The sequence below is a fragment of the Nonomuraea terrae genome, from assembly GCF_004348995.1.
GTDB classification, from domain to species: Bacteria; Actinomycetota; Actinomycetes; order Streptosporangiales; family Streptosporangiaceae; genus Nonomuraea; species Nonomuraea terrae.
Genome location: NZ_SMKQ01000053.1, coordinates 1 through 13,162 on the forward strand (window position 1 = coordinate 1; position 13,162 = coordinate 13,162).

Genomic DNA, 13,162 nt, shown 5'->3' on the forward strand with positions numbered 1-13,162 from the left:
GCCGGGCCAGGGTGGAGCCGTCCCGGCAGCGGGCCACGGCGGGCAGGTTCCGGCCGGACTTGCAGCGCACCAGCAGGTCGGCGCCGGTGGCGGCCAGCTGGTTGAGCAGGTCGGTGGCGGCGAAGTTCCGGTCGGCCAGCAGGAGCATCCCGGTTTGTAGATGCGCGGCCAGGCGGCGGGCGTAGTCCAGCTCACCGGTCGTGGCGGGGCCGAACACGGCTGCCATGACCGACCGGGTGCCGCAGGCCACCAGTGCGGCCAGCCGTAGTTGCGGGTATCCCGAGATCCCGTTACCGAGCCGCTGGCGGGTGAAGACCGTAAGGTTGGCCGGACAGTCCGGGACCGGCAGCAGGGTGCCATCGACGGCGACCACCCGCAGTCCCCGCCACCATCCAGCGCCGGCAGTCGTCACCGCAGGGCCGCTGATCAGGTCGAACAGCGCCTTCATCGGTGCTGCTCCCAGTCGCTGGCGGGCTTGGCGAAGAGCGCTGCCGCTGGGCCGTACCGGCGCCAGACCCGCCAATCCCGTGCATAACCGGTCGAAGACCTGCAGGTAGCCCAGCCCGGTGAACAACGCCGCGGCCAGCAGCAGGTAGACCGTGACCCGCGCCGGCACCAGCCGGACCCTGCGCTGCAGCGCACGAGTCTGCGCCAGCACCTCATCGACCATCTCGAACGGGACGATCCGGGTCAGTTCGCCCAGATGCCCCGGCGCGAACACCCCCGCGGCTACCCCGACCGTTCTGACTGTGGCAACCTGTTCCAACAGCGGAGCTCCTGTGGTGAGGATGTCTTGGAGTGACAGACCTCTTCTACAGCGGCTCCGCTGCTTTGTTCACCGGTCTTGACGAACAGCCCTTTCCCCTTAACTGAACGGCGTTGGCTCTAGGTCCGGACCACGGCCACCGGGCAGTGCGCGTGGTGCAGCAAGCCGCGGCTGACCGAGCCGAGCAGCATCGAGCCCAGCGCGCCACGCCCGTGCGATCCCACCACCAGCAGGTCCGCCCGCCCCGACGCCTCGACGAGGGCGTCCACCGGCGTTGCCGAGACGTCGCTCTCGACCACTGTCACCTGCGGGTACCGCGCGTGGGCGGCCTCCAGCCTGCCGCCGACCACCTTGTGCTGGGCGGCGCGGAGCTCGTCCACGTCGTACGGGGCGTCCATGGCGAAGGCGGGCACCAGAAGCTGCCAGGCGTGCACGGCCCTCAGCGTGGCGCCGCGCAGGGCGGCCTGCTCGAAGGCGTAGGCCAGCGCCGGCTCGCACTGCGGCGAGTCGTCCACCCCGACCACGACCTCCCCGTACACCGGACGGTGCCCGCCGGGCACCACCACGACGGGGCAGCGGGCGTGTCCGGCGACGTGGGCGCTGACCGAGCCCAGCAGCGCGCCGGCGAACCCGCCCAGGCCGCGGCTGCCGATGACCAGCTCGGTGGCCTCCTTCGCCTGCTCCTGCAGCACCGCGGCGGGCGTGCCCTCGACCTGCCGTGTCGTGACCTCGACCGTCGGCCGGCGCTCGTGGACGAGCGCCTCCGCCTCACGCAGGGTCCTCGCCCCTTCGATCAGCAGCGCATCGGGCCGATCCGGATATTTGCTGATTTGGTACGGCGTGCGGTCCACGGCATGCACGATCCGCAGCGGCAACCGCATGCGGAAGGCGTCGTGGGCCGCCCACTCCACCGCGGCCCTTGCGGTCACCGAGCCGTCGACTCCTACGATGATCATGGCGTCCTCCTTCGTCCGCGTCTCCATCCCATCTCGCACGCACCTGCGCGGTGCAGGGCCGGAGGTCGGTCACGCGCAGGCCGAAGGACCCTGCCTTCCCCTGAGCCGGTGGGCAGCCGCACGCCACGTCCGCCACCGCCGCCCGCACGGTCCAGGACGGGCAGCGGCGTTCGTGTCACCGGGCCCGGGCCAGCTCCGCGAGAGTGCGAGGTGCGGACAGGTCCGTCGCCGGCACCACGACGACCGGGCAGGGCGGCCCGGACAGGCACGACCGCACGACCGCGCCCAGCCCTCCGTCGTCCCGCCGCGCCGCGGAGCCGAGCACCAGCAGGTCGGCCCCCTGCGCGTGTTGCGGGAGGACGGACTCCGGCCGGCCTTGGGCGAGCCGGGGCTCGACGGGGACGCCGGGGTGGCGGTCCCGCACGAACGCGGCCGCGCGATCCAGCGCGGCGGCCGCGCACTCCTGCTCGAAGGCGAGGTCGGCGTGCGGCGAGTACGGGGCGTACGGCGCTCTGTGGCCGAGGTGGCCTCCCCACGCGTGCACGATGACGAGCCGCCCCCGTGCCTCGGCGGCCTCGGCCGCCGCCCACAGCAGAGCGGCCTCCGATTCCGCGGTGCCGTCGGCGCCGACCACGATCTGGTGTGCTCTCATATCACCATCATCGAACGGCACAATCCGGTCATACATGGACGTTGTTCCATCATTACCGGCCTTTGGTCCGTGCCGTACCCGGAGGCGGAGGCGGCTCATCACTTGGCGGGCTCCACGTCCACGAGGCCTCGGCTTCGCGCGGCGGGGCGACCGACCGACCGGGCAGGGTGTGCCCGCGAAACCTCTCCGCCGCTACTGGACCTTCCGTCGCCCCTCCGGAACGGCCTGAACGCCGCACCCGGCCATCTGTGCCAGATGACGTCGTCGGCGGTGGGTACGTATCCCGCGAACGGGGGTTGGCACCATGGAGATCCGACGAACGGCTTTGCCCCGGATCGGAACGCGGCACGACTTCACCACGCGGTCCGGACAACGGCTGGGCGTGGTCTGCCACCGCGACGGCCGCCGAGATCTGGTGATCTATGACCCGGACGATGCCGACCTCGCCCGTGAGACCGTCGAGCTGGACGGCGACGAGGCGAACGCGGTCGGGCGGTTGCTCGGCACCCCGTGCGAGGACCGAGGGCTCGGCGACCCTTGTGGCACGGCCGAGGAACCGGTCAGCGTGAAGCTCACGATCGGGGACGGCTCACCGTACGCCGGCCGATCCATCGGGGAAGCGCGGGTGCGGACCCGTACCGGTGCCTCCGTCGTCGCGGTGGCACGCGCGGGCTCGCTCTTCATCAGCCCGGCCCCGGACTTCGTCTTCGCCCCCGGCGATCTGGTGGTCGTCATGGGCAGCACGGAAGGCATCAGCGCGGCGGCCGACATCCTGGCCAGAGGGTGACGACAGCCGCTACGTCCCTGAGCGGCCGGGACAAGCGGGCCCGTCGGAGCCCGCGGGGTATTCCTGCAGCGGAACGACGTCTCCGGCCCAGGCCGAGAGGACCGGGGCGAGCACGCGCCACGCCTCTTCGGCCTCGTCGCCCCTGATGGACAGCGCGGCGTTCCCGTGGAGCACGTCCAGGAGAAGCCGGCCGTATGGCGGGAGGTCGGGCGGCTCCATCCGCGCGGTGAGCGTGAGCGGTGCGAGGGTGCGCGCGCCGGAGCCGGTGCCGGTCAGGGCCAAGGTCATGCTCTCGGGTTCGAGTCCGAAGCGCAGCACGTTGGGCGTGGCCTCCCCGTTCTGCTCGAACGGCAGGTGGGGCACGGGCCGGAAGCGTACGGCGACCTCTTTGCGATCGTCCGCGAGCGCCTTGCCGCTGCGGAGCCGGAAGGTCGTGCCGGACCAACGCCAGCTTTCGAGTTCCAGCTCCACCTCCGCGAACGTCTCGGTCCGGCGCCGGGGGTCCACGCCGTCCTCCTCGACGTAGGAGGGGACCTCGCGCCCGCCGATCCGGCCGGCCAGATACCGGGCCCGGCGGGTACGGCGTACGACGTCGTCGTCCGTGAGGGGCCGCACGGAGCGCAGCACGTCGATCTTCCGGTCGCGCAGATCGCGTTCGCCGAGGCTGAGCGGCGGTTCCATGGCGACCAGGCACAGGACCTGGAGCAGGTGGTTCTGCACCATGTCCTTGAGCGCGCCGACGCCGTCGTAGTAGCCCGCCCTGCCCTCCAGGGCGAGCGTCTCGTTCCAGACGATCTCCACCTCGGCGATGTGCGCGCTGTTCCAGATGGGCTCCAGCACGCGGTTGGCCAGCCGGCTGCCGAGCACGTTCTGGACGGTCGTCATGGCCAGGAAGTGGTCGACGCGGAACACCGCCTGCTCCGGCAGCACGCCGGACAGCAGCCGGTTCAGTTCCACCGCGCTGTCCAGGTCTTCGCCGAACGGCTTCTCCAGCACGAGCCGGCTACCCGGCGGCAGGCCCGCCTGGTGCAGGGCGGTGACCGTTCTGGGGAAGATCGCCGGTGGGAGGGCGAGGTAGACGGCGACGGGCCCGTCGCCCGCGACGAGCGACGCGACGTCGGCGGCATCGGTGGCGTCCGCCTGCCGATAACGGACGGAGTCCGCGATCGCCTTCCTGACGTCGGCCGGCTCGGCCGGGCAGTGCCGTTCCAGCTGCGCGGCCGCCCAGCCCCGGAACTGCTCGCCGCTGCGCTCCCCCCTGTCGGCGCACGTCAGCTCGAACCGGTCGTCGAGGTGTCCGCCCGCTCGCAGGGCGGCCAGTGCCGGCAGGAGGTAGCGGGCGTTGAGGTCGCCCGTGGCGCCGAAGACCACGAGTCTGTTGATCATGTCGTGATACCCGCCTTCGCTCGTGCGAGGTTGACGGCGCTCGCGATGATCCCGATGTGGCTGAACGCCTGCGGGAAATTGCCCATGAACGTGCCCGTCGACGGCTCGATCTGCTCCGGCAGGAGGCCGAGCGGGCTCGCGCGGGCGCACAGCGAGGCGTACAGTTCCTCGGCCCGTTCGAGGTGGCCTTGCAGGATCAGGTTGTCGACCAGCCAGAAGCTGCACAGCAGGAAGGCGCCCTCGTCCCCGGGCAGGCCGTCGGGCGAGCGGTCGTGCAGGTACCGGTAGAGCAGGCCGTCACCGGCGGACAGGCGTTCGGCGATGGCCGCGGTGGTGGCCGCCATCCGCGGATGGTCGGCCGGGATGACCTTCCGCAGCGGCAGCGCGAGCAGGCTGGCGTCGAGACTGCCGCCGCCGTCGAGGTGCTCGCTCAGGCACTGCGCCTTCTCGTCCCAGGACTGGTCGAGGATGAGCCCGCGCAACGTCTCGGCGGTGGCGCGCCACGTCGCGACCGGCCCGGACAGCCCGAGCCGCTCACCGATCGCCGCGGCCCGGTCCAGGGCCACCTGGCACATCCCGGCCGAGTAGGTGAAGACCCGGCCTTCGCCGCGGATCTCCCAGATGCCCTGATCCGGCTGCCGCCACGTGTGCGCGGCCGCCTCGGCGAGCTCCGTCAGGTCGTGCCACAGCGTGGGCTGCAGCTCGCGGCCGGGGAGCAGCCACTGGTCGGCGCAGTCGAGCACCTCGCCGTAGACGTCGTGCTGGCGCTGGTCGGCCGCCCCGTTGCCCCAGCGCACCGGAGCGGAGCGCCGGTAGCCTTCCAGCTCCCCGTCCTGGACCTCCTCGGGTACGGGGTTGCCGCGGAGGGTGTACATGATGCGCGGGAGACCGCTCTGTTCGAAGGCGTCGAGGACCCAGCCGAGGAAGGCGTCGGCCTCTTCGTCGAAGCCGACCCGGCGCAGAGCGAACACGGCGAAGGCGGCGTCCCTGATCCAGGTGTAGCGGTAGTCCCAGTTGCGGACACCTCCGATCGGGGCGGGCAGCGAGGAGGTGGGGGCCGCGACCACGGAGCCGTTGACCCAGTCGTCCAGCAGCTTCAGCGTGATCACCGAGCGCCGGACCAGCGCTTCGTGCGGGCCGGTGTACGTGCAGGAGCGCATCCAGCGGCGCCAGGCGTCGGCGGTGTCCCGCAGCATCGCCTCGGGGTCGAACCTGTGATGGCGGTGGATGCGACCCCATGAGAGCACCAGGTCGAGCCGGTCTCCCTCGTCCAGGTCGTGCTCGGTGCGCAGCCCGGTCAGCGGACGGTTGGAGCGCAGGTGCAGGCGCAGGTCGGGATGACGGAAGGCGCGTACTTCCAGGCCGCTGCCGAGGACGCGGGACTGCCCGCCGCCGCGCGGCTCCAGCTCCGCCCGCAGCCGTACGGAGCCGTTCAGGACGACGGCGGAACGGACGAGCTCCGACCGGCCGCCGCCCGAGTCGTCGGTCAGGTCGGCGCCCGCCCGCAGGACCAGCGCGTCGGTGATCCTGACCACGCCGGTCGCGCCGCGCAGTTCGGTGACCAGCACCGCGGTGTCGGGCTCGTAGCGCTGCCTGGCCTCCCTCAGGTCCTCGACGGTCAGGGTGAAGTGCCCGCCGCTGGCGTGGTCGAGCAGGCCGCACAGCACGGGCTCGCTGTCGAAGCGGGGCAGGCACAGCCACGGGATCGAACCGTCCAGGCCGACCAGCGCCGCCGTCGCGCCGTCGCCGATGATGCCGAGATCCTCCAGCGGCAGGTAGCCGTCGAGCCGGCGGACCGGACGGAACGGCGGGTCGAGCTCAAGCATGCCGGCCTCTCAGAACCTGATCAGCACCTTCACGACGTCCTCGAGTTTCTTGTCCGACACCTCGAAGGCGCGCTCCATCTCGTCGAAGTGGAAGGTGTGGGTCGTCATCGGAGTGGGGTCGAGCCGCTTGCCCGCGAGGACGCGCAGCAGCCGCTCCATGCGCAGCCGGCCGCCCGGGCACAGGCCGGTCGCGATCGTCTTGTCGGCCATGCCGACTCCCCACTCGACGCGGGGAATGCGAACGAATTCGCCCTCCCCGTAGTAGCCGGTGTTGGAGACCGTGCCGCCGGGTTTGGTGATCTTGATGGCGGTCTGGAAGGTCGCGTCGGCGCCCAGGGCCTCGATGGCGGTGTCCACGCCCTGACCGTCGGTCAGGGCGAGAACGCGCTCGACGACGTCCTCGGTGGTGAAGTCGACGATCTCGTCGGCACCGTAGAAGCGGGCGAGCTTCTGTCTGCTCGGGACCGACTCGATCCCGATGATCCGGCCGGCGCCGCGCAGCCGGGCGCCGGCGGTCGCCATGAGGCCCACCGGGCCCTGCGCGAGGACGGCGACCGTCCCGCCGATCGGGATGTCGCCCTTCTCCGCGCCCATGAACCCCGTCGAGAGCATGTCGGCGCAGTAGACCGCCATCTCGTCGGGGACCTCGTCGGGGATCTTCGCCAGGTTGGCGTCGGCCTCGTTCACGTGGAAGTACTCGGCGAAGACGCCGTCCTTGATGTTGGCGAACTTGAACCCGCCGAGCGGCCCGCCCGACTGCGACGGGTGCCCGTTCTGGGAGGCGAGGTCGCCCCAGTCGGGGGTGATGGCGCCCACGAGCACCCGGTCGCCGGGCTGGAAGCCCCTGACCTGGTCGCCTGTCTCGTGCACCACGCCGACCGCCTCGTGACCGAGCGTCAGGTTCTCGCGGGGGCCGATGCCGCCCTTGACGGTGTGGGAGTCGGACGTGCAGATCAGGGCGTTGGTGGTCCGTACGACGGCGTCGAGGGGACCCGGTCGCGGGAGCGGCTTGTCCACGAAACCGACGTGGCCGATCTCCTTCATCACGAACGCTTTCATGTCGCCCCCGTAGCACGCCGCTGTCTCCGATACAGCCGGATACCCTCCCAGGCTCGGCGCCTTACGCCACATTCCTCGCTCCAGAGCACCTGCCGCCCAAGTGTTTGGCCTCTGGCACGGGTCGATGCCATCAAAGGGAAGGAACTTTAGGGACAATGCCCGAAATGCTCTGAATGTCCTTGAGGCCTCCGAGGGTGGCCCTGGCCAGACCTAGTCACGAACGGGCCAGGTGCAGCCCTGGATCCGGCCTCCTTCCCGCGTTGCACTTCGGTGAGTACCCGACCATCCTCGGAGACCGAAATGTCCGCGCACCCGGCATGCACACCCAGCCAGCTCGACCAGTGCTGGGTCCTTCCGTCCGAACCCCGGTCCGTCGCCCTGGCACGGAGGCTCACCCGCACCACACTGGCCGAGTGGCACGTGATGCCGCCGACGATCGACGACGCCACGCTCGTCGTCAGCGAGCTCGTCACCAACGCCCTCAGCCACGCCCTGCCGCCCGTCACCTTCAGCCTCGGGCGGACGCCGGGCGGCCTGCGGGGCGAGATCACCGACCACGGCCCGCTCACCACGCTGGCGCCGCTCCCGGGCGGCTCCATGGCCGCGTGCGGCCGCGGGCTCAGAATGGTCGACGATCTGACCGACCGGTGGGACGTCGACCGGAGCCCGGAGTGCGGCCGCAAGACGGTGTGGTTCGAGATGGCCACCGGCTGGGACGGACTCACCGGCGCAGGGCGGTCTCCCGCTTCATGTGCGACAGCTTCTCAGGATTGCGCACGGCGTAGAGCCCGGTGATGACGCCGTCGTCGACGCGCACCGCGATGACGGTCTCGATCTCGCCGTCGAGCCGGACGATCAGCGCCGGGTGCCCGTTGGCCTGTGCCGGCTCCATCGACACCGTGGGGGAGATCCTGCCGAGCCACTCGACCACCCGGTCGGCTCCCATGACGGGCTCCAGCGCGGCCCGCTTGATTCCGCCACCGTCGGTCAGGAGGACGACATCCGGCGCGAGCACGTCGAGCAGGCGTTGCAGATCGCCCGTTTCGACCGCCCGCTGGAACGCCTTGAGCGCGTCGCGGGACTCGGTCTGGGAAACGGCCCCGCGCGGCCGGCGCGCGGCGACGTGCGCCCGTGCCCGGTGGGCGATCTGGCGGACCGCGGCCGGGTTCTTGCCGACGGCTTCCGCGATCTCGTCGTAGTCCAGGTCGAACACCTCGCGCAGCACGAACACCGCCCGCTCGGTCGGCTGCAGCGTCTCCAGCACCAGCAGCATCGCCATCGAGACGCTCTCGGCCAGCTCGACGTCCTCCGCCACGTCGGGCGTGGTGAGCAGCGGCTCGGGCAGCCAGGGGCCGACGTAGGACTCCTTGCGCCGGCCGAGGGTGCGCAGCCGGCTCAGCGCCTGGCGGGTGGTGATCCGGACCAGGTAGGCACGCGGATCCCGTACGGCATCGAGGTCGACCCCCGCCCACCGCAGCCACGTCTCCTGCAGGACGTCCTCGGCGTCGGCGGCCGAGCCGAGCAGCTCGTAGGCGACGGTGAAGAGCAGGTTGCGATGGGCGAGGAACGCCTTGGTCGCAGCGTCCGGGCGGTCGTCCTGGCTCATGTCCCCGCCGCGATCTTCGGGCGCGGTCGACGTGCCGGCCATGGGTGGCTCCTCTTCACTTTCCGACTGTGTCACCCATCAGACCCCGGGCCCCGCCGTTTTGTGACAGCCGTGCGCCGGTGGAGCCGCCTACCTGTGGCGTATGTCACACAGGCACGCTGTCACAAGGAACGGGCCGTCGGCATCTTGTGGTCGTTCACTGCGGCACACGACAAAGGAACGTCATGAGTTCAGCGCTTGAAACCCTTCGCCGTGACTTCGGCGGCGACATCATCGAACCGGGCGGAGCGGAGTACGAGTCGGCCAGCCGCTCGGTGCTGGCTTCCGGCAGCCCGGCCTACGTCCTGCGGCCCAAGAGCGTCGGGGACGTGCAAGCCGGCGTCAGGTTCGCCGCCGGCGCGGGGCTGCCGCTGTCCGTACGCGGCGGCGGCCACGCCTTTCCCGGCTTCGGCACCAACAACGGCGGCATCGTGATCGACCTCGGCGGACTCGCGAACGTGGAGATCGTCGACGGGGAACGTCACCTTGTGCGGATCGGCGGCGGCGCCACCTGGGGTCAGGTCGCGGCCGCCCTGGCCCCGCACGGCCTGGCGATCTCCTCGGGCGACACCAAGAGCGTCGGCGTCGGCGGGCTGACGTTGACCGGCGGCATCGGCTGGAAGGTCAGGAAGTACGGCCTGGCCCTGGACACCGTGGTCGCCGCCGAGCTGGTCACGGCCGGCGCAGAGGTCGTGCGGGCGAGCGCGGCGGAGAACCCGGAGCTGTTCTGGGCGATCCGCGGCGGCGGCGGCAACTTCGGGATCGTGACCGCCTTCGAGTTCGCGGCGCACCCGACGACGGACGTCTTCTACGGCAGGATCACCTTCCCGGCGGCGGAGGCGGCCACCGTGCTCCAGGGGTGGGCGGACCACCTCCGCACCGCCCCCGAAGAGCTCACCTCCATCGCGAACGTGGCCAATCCGTTCGCCGGCGGCGCCGAAGCGCCGGTCGAGATCTGCGTCTCCTTCGACGGCGACGACCCGGGGCTCGCGGCCAAGGCGATCGACCCGATCCGGCGGCTCGGCACAGTGATCGACGACGATGTCGCGCTGACGCCCTATGCGGACACCCTGGTCGACGGCATGATCCCGCCGCCCGGCATCCGGCTCGTCACCCGAGGCGCGTTCGTCGAGAAGGAGTCGGTGTCCGAGGCCCTCCGGGTCCTCGCCGAGGTCGGGACCTCGAGGCGGCCGCCGGCCATCTCCGTGCGCAGCGTCGGCGGCGCGGTGTCCCGGGTTCCCGGCGACGCCACCGCCTACGCGTATCGCCAGGCGGAGTTGATGGTCGTGACCACCATCGTGGGTCCGGAGCCGGTCGTCGAGGCCGCGGGTCCCGCCCTGGCAGCGATCTGGCGGCGACTCGCACCGCACGTCGACGGCGCGTACGCGAACTTCCTCGCCTCCGCCACCGAGGAGGACGTCGCCGCGATCTATCCGACGGAGACCTACCGGCGGCTGGCGGCGGTCAAGCAGCAGTACGACCCTGGCAACCTGTTCGCCGGCAACCACAACGTCCGGCCTCGGTAGGCTCCGCCGCCCTCATCGCGTCAGGGCCGATGCCGCCAGCGCCGCGAGTTTCTCCTCCGACGGGGAGCCGGTCGGAGCGGTGTACAGCACGAGGAACAGGTCGGGGTCGGCGGTGGGTGCGAACGACTCCCAGTTGAGCGCCATCGTGCCCACCGCCGGATGGCGGAGACGCTTGACCCCGTACGTGCAGTACGTCACGCGGTGCTCGGCCCAGAAGCGGACGAAGTCGGCGGACCGGGCGGTCAGCTCGTCGACCAGCTGACGCGGTCGGGGGCTGCTGCCGGCCCTGCCCAGCGCGCCTCTGAGCCAGGCCGTGGTCTCGATCGCGATGTCCTCCCAGTCGGCGAAGACGTCGCGGGCCTGCGGATCGAGGAACAACCAGCGGATCTCGTTGCGTTCGGCCAGGGGCATGGCGCCGAAGTCGGCCATGAGGACGGCGCCCATCCGGTTGATCGCCACGATGTCCAGGACCTCGGTCATCAACAGCGCCGGCACGGGGTCGAGCATCGCGAGCATGTCCCGCAGCGCGGCCCGCGGCCGGATCGGTGCGGGGCCCGGCTCATGCGCCGGCGTGTCACGGCGGCCGTTGACGAGCTCGCGCAGATGACGCAGCTCCTCGGAGGTGAGCCGCAGGACACCGGCCACCGCCTCCAGCACCTGGTCGGAGACGTTGCCGACGCGCCCCTGCTCCATCCTCGTGTAGTAGTCGACGCTGACCCCGGCCGCCAGGGCGAGCTCCTCGCGGCGCAGCCCCGCGACCCGGCGGCCGTTGGCGCGCCACGGCAACCCCACGTCCCGCGGCGTCACCCGGGCCCTGCGGGAACGCAGGAACTCGCGCAGCTCATCCGGCTGCTTCATGCTGCCATTATCGCATGTGCGCAGGTGAAGCCATGGGCCGCGTCCGGACGCTCACCTCGGCGCGAATCGCCTGAGCCGATCGCCGTACCCACCGGCTTCGAGCACGGCGACGGACGGACTGGCGAGCAGCTGCAACTGCTCGATGACCTCCTGGAGCCGTCCCACGGCACTGAGGGTGCGGCTCAGCAGCTCGTCCAGATCGACGTGGCCCGGGTTCAGCACGGCCTCCTCCAGCTCCGCGCGCAGGGCGGCGACCGGCGTACGCAGCGCGTGCGCGGCATCCGCGCCGAGCCGGCATTGCTCCTCCAGCAGGCACCGGGTGCGTTTCTCGGCCTCCTCGCTCCGGGCGAGCGCGGCGTTGATCGCGCGGACCAGCCGGGTCGCCGCGGCATCCGTCGCCTCCGTCATCCGGCGGCCGGTGTCGCCGTGGTTGATCAGTTCGAGCTCGCCTGCCATGGCGTCCAGCAGGTATGTGCACGGTCGCGGCTCGGAGGTGCTGATGGCGCTCACGTCGATCCCCTTTTCCGGTCACTGGGCTTCCGGGCGTCCCATGAGGTGAAACGCCGGAAGTCATGCGCGCGAGCGGCCGCAGCTGGCCTTCCGGTGACTAGGTCCGGCCAGTACCACCTTCCGAGCGTTCCGTACGTCTCGGCTTTCTGGACGACGGCGCAAGTATGTCGGACTCAAAGCCATTCCACGTCCAGCCCGCAGTGGTTACCGTGACTGTCGTGACACGTATCAGCACGCCTTTCGATGCCAAGACGACGGCCGCCGAGATCCTCGCCGGCGTCGACCTCACCGGACGCCGGATCATCGTCACCGGCGGCGCCTCCGGGATCGGCCTGGAGACCGCCCGCGCTCTGCGGGACGCGGGGGCGGAGGTGACCGTGGCGACCCGCAACCCCGCCGCCGGCCAGCGGGCCATGGACCTGAGCGACCTCCGCTCGGTGCGCGCGTTCGTGGCCGGGTGGACCGGGCCGGTGCACGCGATCGTCGCGAACGCCGGGATCATGGCGCTGCCCACCCGCGAGGTCGCCGCCAACGGCTGGGAGCTGCAGCTGGCGACGAACTTCCTCGGGCATTTCGCGCTGATCGCCGGCCTGCGCGACAACCTTCGCCAGGCCGGCGACGCGCGGGTGGTCATGGTGAGCTCGGGCGCTCAGCTGCGCTCGCCGTTCGACTTCGACGACCCGCACTTCGAGCGCCGCCCGTACGACCGCTGGGTGGCGTACGCGCAGTCGAAGACGGCCGACGTGCTGCTCGCGGTCGGCATCGCCCGGCGTTGGGCCGCCGACGGCGTCACCGCGAACGCGCTCGACCCCGGCAGCATCCACACCAACCTGCAGCGGCACCTCGACGATGCCACCATGCGCGCGATGGGCGCGATGGACGACGAGGGAAACCTGCTGACCCCGGACCGTTTCAAGACCCCGGAGCAGGGCGCCTCCACCTCGGTGATGCTCGCGGCGTCCCCGCTGCTGGACGGCGTGACCGGCCGGTTCTTCCGCCCGGACAACCAGGAGGCCGACGTGGTGCCGGGCGGCCCCGACGCGACCGGCGGCGTCGCGGCCTGGTCCGTCGACCCGGTCGCCGCCGACCGTCTGTGGGACTACGCGCTCGAAGCAGAGCGGGAATGACGCGGACGTGCGGCGTGGGGGTCAGCCGCTGGTGGAGTGGTCGTGGTCCTGGGTTGGCGGCCCA

Annotated in this window: 13 protein-coding genes; 4 read left to right on the forward strand and 9 right to left on the reverse strand. The window is 71.4% G+C overall.

The window, feature by feature from the left end:
* The 3 genes from E1286_RS19055 to E1286_RS19065 form a co-directional block, all read right to left on the reverse strand.
* On the reverse strand, positions 1 to 766 hold a 766-nt coding region (locus E1286_RS19055; protein ID WP_223190114.1), incomplete at its 3' end, for an IS4 family transposase.
* A gap of 119 nt (positions 767 to 885) precedes the next feature.
* Positions 886 to 1,722, reverse strand: a complete 837-nt coding sequence (locus E1286_RS19060) for a universal stress protein (RefSeq protein WP_132614337.1) — start codon at positions 1,720 to 1,722, stop codon at positions 886 to 888.
* Positions 1,723 to 1,897: 175 nt separating this feature from the next.
* Complete coding sequence (locus E1286_RS19065; protein WP_165969797.1) at positions 1,898 to 2,374, reverse strand: universal stress protein; 477 nt, start codon at positions 2,372 to 2,374, stop codon at positions 1,898 to 1,900.
* A 304-nt stretch (positions 2,375 to 2,678) separates the two neighbouring features.
* Between E1286_RS19065 and E1286_RS19070 the strand changes: the two genes are divergently transcribed.
* Entirely contained in the window at positions 2,679 to 3,161 is a 483-nt protein-coding gene (locus E1286_RS19070) for a cation:proton antiporter regulatory subunit (RefSeq protein ID WP_132614341.1), read from the forward strand.
* Positions 3,162 to 3,170: 9 nt separating this feature from the next.
* On the opposite strand, the gene E1286_RS19075 is transcribed toward E1286_RS19070, so the two are convergent.
* The 3 genes from E1286_RS19075 to E1286_RS19085 are packed head-to-tail and all read right to left on the reverse strand — an operon-like array spanning position 3,171 to position 7,432.
* Positions 3,171 to 4,547 (reverse strand): glucose-6-phosphate dehydrogenase, encoded by a 1,377-nt coding sequence (locus tag E1286_RS19075; RefSeq protein ID WP_132614343.1) that lies wholly within the window; start codon positions 4,545 to 4,547, stop codon positions 3,171 to 3,173.
* Positions 4,544 to 6,373 (reverse strand): glycoside hydrolase family 15 protein, encoded by a 1,830-nt coding sequence (locus E1286_RS19080; RefSeq protein WP_132614345.1) that lies wholly within the window; start codon positions 6,371 to 6,373, stop codon positions 4,544 to 4,546. Before E1286_RS19080 ends, E1286_RS19075 begins: the two co-directional genes overlap by 4 nt.
* A 9-nt stretch (positions 6,374 to 6,382) precedes the next feature.
* The gene (locus E1286_RS19085) at positions 6,383 to 7,432 is read right to left on the reverse strand and encodes an NAD(P)-dependent alcohol dehydrogenase (RefSeq protein WP_132614347.1); all 1,050 of its coding nucleotides are present in this window, start codon (positions 7,430 to 7,432) and stop codon (positions 6,383 to 6,385) included.
* A 300-nt stretch (positions 7,433 to 7,732) separates the two neighbouring features.
* Between E1286_RS19085 and E1286_RS19090 the strand changes: the two genes are divergently transcribed.
* A complete protein-coding gene (locus E1286_RS19090; RefSeq protein WP_132614349.1) occupies positions 7,733 to 8,227 on the forward strand; it encodes an ATP-binding protein in 495 nt (164 codons plus the stop codon).
* Here the strand turns inward: E1286_RS19090 and E1286_RS19095 are convergent.
* Positions 8,154 to 9,080 carry an RNA polymerase sigma-70 factor gene (locus E1286_RS19095; RefSeq protein WP_132614351.1) on the reverse strand — a complete coding sequence of 309 codons (927 nt, stop codon included), beginning with the start codon at positions 9,078 to 9,080 and terminating at the stop codon, positions 8,154 to 8,156. The two genes, E1286_RS19090 and E1286_RS19095, sit on opposite strands and share 74 nt — an antisense overlap.
* 182 nt (positions 9,081 to 9,262) lie before the next feature.
* On the opposite strand from E1286_RS19095, the gene E1286_RS19100 reads away from it, so the two are divergent.
* The gene (locus E1286_RS19100; protein WP_132614353.1) at positions 9,263 to 10,603 is read left to right on the forward strand and encodes an FAD-binding oxidoreductase; all 1,341 of its coding nucleotides are present in this window, start codon (positions 9,263 to 9,265) and stop codon (positions 10,601 to 10,603) included.
* A 12-nt stretch (positions 10,604 to 10,615) separates the two neighbouring features.
* Here E1286_RS19100 and E1286_RS19105 read toward each other — a convergent pair whose 3' ends face one another.
* Together E1286_RS19105 and E1286_RS19110 are read right to left on the reverse strand one after the other, a co-directional pair.
* Positions 10,616 to 11,461 carry a helix-turn-helix domain-containing protein gene (locus E1286_RS19105; RefSeq protein ID WP_132614355.1) on the reverse strand — a complete coding sequence of 282 codons (846 nt, stop codon included), beginning with the start codon at positions 11,459 to 11,461 and terminating at the stop codon, positions 10,616 to 10,618.
* A gap of 51 nt (positions 11,462 to 11,512) precedes the next feature.
* Complete coding sequence (locus E1286_RS19110; protein ID WP_132614357.1) at positions 11,513 to 11,971, reverse strand: histidine kinase dimerization/phospho-acceptor domain-containing protein; 459 nt, start codon at positions 11,969 to 11,971, stop codon at positions 11,513 to 11,515.
* Positions 11,972 to 12,189: 218 nt separating this feature from the next.
* Between E1286_RS19110 and E1286_RS19115 the strand changes: the two genes are divergently transcribed.
* Entirely contained in the window at positions 12,190 to 13,098 is a 909-nt protein-coding gene (locus E1286_RS19115; protein ID WP_165969798.1) for an SDR family NAD(P)-dependent oxidoreductase, read from the forward strand.
* Positions 13,099 to 13,162 lie beyond the last annotated feature (64 nt).

Excerpts from the sequence above, each read along its gene's own strand:
- E1286_RS19095 (WP_132614351.1), bottom strand. The coding sequence starts at position 9,080 with ATGGCCGGCACGTCGACCGCGCCCGAAGATCGCGGCGGGGACATGAGC.
- E1286_RS19075 (WP_132614343.1), bottom strand. The coding sequence starts at position 4,547 with ATGATCAACAGACTCGTGGTCTTCGGCGCCACGGGCGACCTCAACGCC.
- E1286_RS19065 (WP_165969797.1), bottom strand. The coding sequence starts at position 2,374 with ATGAGAGCACACCAGATCGTGGTCGGCGCCGACGGCACCGCGGAATCG.
- E1286_RS19105 (WP_132614355.1), bottom strand. The coding sequence starts at position 11,461 with ATGAAGCAGCCGGATGAGCTGCGCGAGTTCCTGCGTTCCCGCAGGGCC.
- E1286_RS19080 (WP_132614345.1), bottom strand. The coding sequence starts at position 6,373 with ATGCTTGAGCTCGACCCGCCGTTCCGTCCGGTCCGCCGGCTCGACGGC.
- E1286_RS19060 (WP_132614337.1), bottom strand. The coding sequence starts at position 1,722 with ATGATCATCGTAGGAGTCGACGGCTCGGTGACCGCAAGGGCCGCGGTG.
- E1286_RS19100 (WP_132614353.1), top strand. The coding sequence starts at position 9,263 with ATGAGTTCAGCGCTTGAAACCCTTCGCCGTGACTTCGGCGGCGACATC.
- E1286_RS19085 (WP_132614347.1), bottom strand. The coding sequence starts at position 7,432 with ATGAAAGCGTTCGTGATGAAGGAGATCGGCCACGTCGGTTTCGTGGAC.
- E1286_RS19070 (WP_132614341.1), top strand. The coding sequence starts at position 2,679 with ATGGAGATCCGACGAACGGCTTTGCCCCGGATCGGAACGCGGCACGAC.
- E1286_RS19090 (WP_132614349.1), top strand. The coding sequence starts at position 7,733 with ATGTCCGCGCACCCGGCATGCACACCCAGCCAGCTCGACCAGTGCTGG.